7 protein-coding genes are annotated in these 5,170 nt (G+C 62.3%); 5 read left to right on the plus strand and 2 right to left on the minus strand.

What is annotated here, in order from left to right; genetic code table 11:
• Positions 1-746 (minus strand): glycosyltransferase (locus tag B2V90_RS03830; RefSeq protein WP_293919699.1); only part of this gene is annotated, 746 nt, incomplete at its 3' end.
• A gap of 78 nt (positions 747-824) precedes the next feature.
• Between B2V90_RS03830 and nhaA the strand changes: the two genes are divergently transcribed.
• Both nhaA and B2V90_RS03840 read left to right on the plus strand, forming a co-directional pair.
• Positions 825-2,039, plus strand: a complete 1,215-nt coding sequence (gene nhaA / locus B2V90_RS03835) for a Na+/H+ antiporter NhaA (protein WP_228220599.1) — start codon at positions 825-827, stop codon at positions 2,037-2,039.
• A gap of 101 nt (positions 2,040-2,140) precedes the next feature.
• The gene (locus tag B2V90_RS03840) at positions 2,141-2,320 is read left to right on the plus strand and encodes a hypothetical protein (protein ID WP_009822622.1); all 180 of its coding nucleotides are present in this window, start codon (positions 2,141-2,143) and stop codon (positions 2,318-2,320) included.
• A gap of 21 nt (positions 2,321-2,341) precedes the next feature.
• Here B2V90_RS03840 and B2V90_RS03845 read toward each other — a convergent pair whose 3' ends face one another.
• On the minus strand, positions 2,342-2,740 hold the full coding sequence (locus B2V90_RS03845; protein ID WP_009822623.1) for a low affinity iron permease family protein: 399 nt from the start codon (positions 2,738-2,740) through the stop codon (positions 2,342-2,344).
• A gap of 89 nt (positions 2,741-2,829) precedes the next feature.
• Between B2V90_RS03845 and B2V90_RS03850 the strand changes: the two genes are divergently transcribed.
• The 3 genes from B2V90_RS03850 to B2V90_RS03860 all read left to right on the plus strand — a co-directional run.
• Complete coding sequence (locus tag B2V90_RS03850) at positions 2,830-3,132, plus strand: hypothetical protein (protein ID WP_228220598.1); 303 nt, start codon at positions 2,830-2,832, stop codon at positions 3,130-3,132.
• Between the two features lie 145 nt (positions 3,133-3,277).
• Entirely contained in the window at positions 3,278-4,477 is a 1,200-nt protein-coding gene (gene sucC, locus B2V90_RS03855; RefSeq protein WP_009822625.1) for an ADP-forming succinate--CoA ligase subunit beta, read from the plus strand.
• A gap of 101 nt (positions 4,478-4,578) precedes the next feature.
• A partial coding sequence (locus B2V90_RS03860) for an electron transfer flavoprotein subunit beta/FixA family protein (RefSeq protein WP_293919701.1) occupies positions 4,579-5,170 on the plus strand: 592 nt, incomplete at its 3' end.

Raw genomic sequence — 5,170 nt, forward strand, 5'->3', positions numbered from 1 at the left:
AAGGCGCGGGCCCCCCCCGCCGATGGCACCGATGCCCCCAACGCTTCGCGCACGCTGAGCAATTTCCCATGGCTCTCGGCAAATTCGTCACCATAATGGTCGGCAATCGCGCGCCGCCACCAGCCGCCCCGCCCGCGCAGCGGCAACACCGGCAACTGGACCAGATCGAACCGGTCGATCATAAAGTCGAACAGGCGGATTTCATCGGCGTGCACGACGTCCTCCGCATCGTGCAGTAGAATCGCCTTGTAGCGAAAGTCGCCCTGTTCCTCTTCAGCCCGCATCGCGCGCCAGAGCAGGTTCAGGCAGTCGGCCTTGGTGGTCGGACCCGCGCGATCGTTGATGCACAGCGTCAACCAGGTGGCATCGCACGCCACGTCTGCCACTGCATCGATGGTCGCCCCATCATTGGGATAGACGCCTACAAAAATGCGATAGCGCGCTTCGCCCCAGCTGTCGCGGGCGTGATTCAGCATTGCGGCGATGACGTTCGATTCCTGCCATGCGGGCACGAAGACCGCGATTTTCCCGGGTCGTCGCGAATGCGGAAGCTCCGGGCCCGTCATGCGTTGGTGTCGAGCGTAAATGACGATGTCACGCCAGGCCTTGCGCCCGAAATAGAAGATGTCGATCAACAGATCGTCCAGGCCCCCGATCGCGAGCCCGACTGCCGCAAAGAGCAGGATTTCATGATGCACCGCGACAAGAAGCGCGGCCGTCCCTGCCCCCAAAGGCTTGACCCCCATGCCCAATCAGGGGAGAGGATGCCATCAGCCTTCCCGCTATCCAACCCCCTGCATGGCAAACAGAGGAATTATTCGCGCATGATCCAACGCCCATCATCGGCCCTGAGGAACTTTCTGACCGGAGAAGCCGGCGGCGCGGTCCTGCTCATCCTGGCTGCGGCGCTGGCCATGCTGCTCGCGAACCTGCCCGCCGCGGGGCATTTCTATCATGATCTGGTGCATGCGCAGGTCGGCCCCACGCTGACGCCCAAGCTTGGGCCGATGACGGTCCATCTGTGGATCAACGATGGGCTGATGGCGATTTTCTTTTTGGTCGTCGGGTTGGAAATCAAGCGCGAGTTTCTGGACGGCGGACTTTCCACCTGGGAACGGCGGCGCTTGCCCGTGCTCGCAGCGGTTGCCGGCATGGTGTTTCCCGCCATCGTCTATCTGGTCGTCACCGGCGGCGAGCCGGGGCTGACCAATGGCTGGGCGATTCCGGCCGCGACCGACATCGCCTTTGCCATTGGCGTGCTCGCGCTGCTGGGCGACCGGGCGCCCGCATCGCTCAAGCTGTTCCTGACGGCGGTCGCTATTGTCGATGACATGGGTGCCGTCGCGATCATCGCCCTGGTTTATACCCAGGGGCTGGACATGACCGCACTGGCGGGGGCCGCGGCGGTGCTGGCGGTGCTGTATGGCATGAACCGGGCCGGGGTAAAGGCGCTGACGCCCTATATGATCGGGTTCGCGCTGCTGTGGTATTTCACCCTGTTGTCGGGCGTGCACGCGACCGTCGCCGGCGTGCTGGCGGCGCTCACCATTCCGATCCGCTGCACGCCGGGCGCACCCGATGCGATCGACAGTCCGCTGCACCGGCTGGAACATGCGGTCCACCCCTGGAGCGCCTATCTCATCATCCCCCTGTTCGGGTTCGTGAACGCCGGGCTTGCGCTCAATGCGCAAATGTTCGCGCTGCTGCTGGAGCCGCTTCCGCTGGGCGTCGCGCTGGGCTTGTTCATCGGCAAGCAGCTTGGCATTTTTGGCGCGATCTGGGCCGCAGTGCGGTTCAACATCGCCGATTGCCCGTCCGGGGCCAATTGGGCGCAAATCTATGGTATGTCTCTGCTTTGCGGTATCGGCTTTACCATGAGCCTGTTCATCGGGGGCCTCGCCTTCCCAGGGCAGGCCATTTTGGTGGAAGAAGCCAAGGGCGGCATATTGATGGGATCACTGCTGTCGGCGCTGGTCGGTTTTGCGGTCCTGCGCTGGGCCGCGCCGGGCGAGCGACGGCCTGAAATCACAGCCGGATAATCGGTTCGCGTAACCCTGGGATCATGCTATGATTGCCGGGCTGTCGCTTTTGCATCGACAGCCTTTTTCGACCAGACTCACGCAATCGGAGGAAGGCGATCATGACCAGGGAAACAGATGTCAATTATCTGCTGCTGCGTCAGCAGATGTCGATGGCGCGGGCGCAATCCAGCCCGTCGAGACAAGGGCGCGCCGCCTATGAAGGGCTTGCGCGCGGATATAGCGATCAGATCGACGCCTATCGCCGCACCAATGTCGAGATGGTCGAGCGCGCTCATTGACGCCAAGGCCGGCGGCGCGCCTCAGCGCCGCTCTATCAGGCGTTCGATCGCCAGCTTATGCGTGACATCGTCCCCGCATTCGCGCTCCAGCACCTGCCTGATGCGTTCCAGCTGCGCCTCGGTCAGATGTTCGATTCCAATGAAGTCGTTGCGGGCGCTGTCGATTGCGCGAATCAGTTCATCCAATTTTGCCTGAATGGCGGCGCCATCGCGGTTCTGGGCATTTTGGATCAGGAACACCATCAGGAAGGTGACGATGGTGGTGCCGGTGTTGATCACCAGCTGCCAAGTGTCCGAATAAGCGAAAACCGGACCGGTTACGAGCCAGACAAGGACGGTCAGCGTCGCCAGGATGAAGGCGGCCGGCTGGCCCGCCCAGCTGGCGATGCGGTGGGAAAGCGCGGCGAAAATCCTGTCCATGACCTCATGTCCTTTTGGGAGCACCGTTTAGGCTCCGTTCAACCAGGCGTTGCCATGACCGAGCGATGACCGCCACAGCCTTTCGCACCATGCGCGCCGCCCTTCTCCTGTTCCCTCTACTCGCCGCCTGCACGAGCCTGTCGCCCGAATCGCGTTTGGCGGCCGGGCTGGAAGACGCCGGCCTGCCGAAGGATATGGCCCGGTGCATGGCCAAAAGGATGGCGTCCAAGTTGAGCATCGCTCAATTGCAAAAGCTCCAGTCGCTTGGCACGCTCCGCAAGTCGCCAAGCGAACCGCTCACGATCGAGGAATTGGTGCACAAACTGCGCGCCATGGGCGATCCGCAGATCGTGGCCATATCGGCAAAAGCGGCTCTTTCCTGCTCATTCTAGCGCGCGTTTCGCACCGTTGGAGTCAATCGAGCTAATTTCGTTTTGCAATTTTGCAAAGTGATTTTGCAAAATCTTCTGGCCGCTGGCCAGCGGCTGTGCTTACTCCCGACCCAACAGCTTGAAACGCAAAAGGACGGGCGAGCCCATGAATATTCACGAATATCAGGCCAAGGAATTGCTGGCGAAATATGGCGCACCGATCGCCGCCGGCTATCCCGCCTTCTCCGTCGAGGAAGCCGTCGAGGCCGCCAAGAAGCTGCCCGGGCCGCTTTATGTCGTGAAGTCGCAGATCCACGCTGGTGGCCGCGGCAAGGGCAAGTTCAAGGAACTGGCCCCCGAAGCGAAGGGCGGCGTCCGCCTCGCCTTCAACCTGGACGAGGTCAAGGCCCACGCGACCGACATGCTGGGCAATACGCTGGTCACGATCCAGACCGGCGAAGCGGGCAAGCAGGTCAATCGCCTCTACATCACCGATGGCGCCGACATCGCCAAGGAATTCTACCTTGCGCTGCTGGTCGATCGCGCCACCAGCCGCATCGCCTTCGTCGTGTCGACCGAAGGCGGCATGGATATTGAGGAAGTCGCCCATTCGACCCCTGAAAAAATCCACAGCTTCTCGGTCGATCCCGCCTCGGGCTTCCAGCCGCACCATGGCCGCGCCGTCGCCGCCGCGCTGGGCCTCACCGGCGATCAGGCGAAGCAGGCCGCCAAGGTCGCTTCGTCGCTCTATGCCGCGTTCCTGGACACCGATGCCGAGCAGATCGAGGTCAACCCGCTGGCGCTGACCGAACAGGGCAACCTGCTCGTGCTTGATGCCAAGGTCGGCTTCGACGGCAACGCCATGTTCCGTCACAAGGACATTGCCGAGCTGCGCGACTTGACCGAGGAAGACGCCGCCGAAGTCGAAGCTTCGAAATATGACCTCGCCTACATCAAGCTGGATGGCAACATCGGCTGCATGGTGAACGGCGCGGGCCTGGCCATGGCGACGATGGACATCATCAAGCTGAACGGCGAATTCCCCGCCAACTTCCTGGACGTGGGCGGCGGCGCCACCACGGAGAAGGTGACGGCGGCCTTCAAGATCATCCTGAAGGACCCGGCGGTCAAGGGCATCCTGGTCAACATCTTCGGCGGCATCATGAAGTGCGACATCATCGCCAACGGCATTGTCGCCGCCGCCAAGGAAGTGAACCTGTCGGTTCCGCTGGTCGTTCGCCTGGAAGGCACCAATGTTCAGGAAGGCAAGGACATATTGGCCAATTCGGGTCTGCCCATCGTCCCGGCGGATGATCTGGGCGACGCGGCAAAGAAGATCGTGGCGGAAGTGAGGAAGGCGGCCTGATCGCTCTCCCCGCCTAGACGCAGACATCCAGCAGGGTGCGGGTGGTCCGGAAACGGACTGCCCGCGCCCGCGTTGGCATTTTTCATAAGGAGGATGTTGAAATGAAGATCCTTGTGCCCGTGAAACGGGTCATCGACTATAATGTGAAGCCGCGGGTCAAGGCGGATGGCACGGGCGTCGACCTGGCCAACGTCAAGATGAGCATGAACCCGTTCGACGAAATCGCGGTCGAAGAAGCCATTCGCCTGAAGGAAAAGGGCGCGGCGAGCGAAGTGGTGGTGGTGTCGATCGGCGTCGCCAAGGCGCAGGAAACGCTGCGCACGGCCCTCGCCATGGGCGCTGATCGCGCGATCCTCATCCAGACCGACGATGAAGTAGAGCCGCTGGGCGTCGCCAAGCTGCTCGCCAAGGTGCAGGAAGAAGAAGGTGCCGGCCTCATCATCCTGGGCAAGCAGGCGATCGACGATGACAGCAACCAGACCGGCCAGATGCTCGCCGCGCTGCTTGGTCGGCCGCAGGGCACCTTCGCCAGCAAGGTCGAAATGGATGGCGATGCGGTCAGCGTTACGCGCGAGGTCGATGGCGGGCTGGAGACGGTGAAGCTGACCACCCCGGCCATCATCACCACCGACCTGCGCCTGAACGAGCCGCGCTATGCGTCGCTGCCCAATATCATGAAGGCCAAGTCCAAGC

The sequence above is a fragment of the Sphingobium sp. UBA5915 genome (genome assembly GCF_002431195.1).
Classification (GTDB): Bacteria; Pseudomonadota; Alphaproteobacteria; order Sphingomonadales; family Sphingomonadaceae; genus Sphingobium; species Sphingobium soli.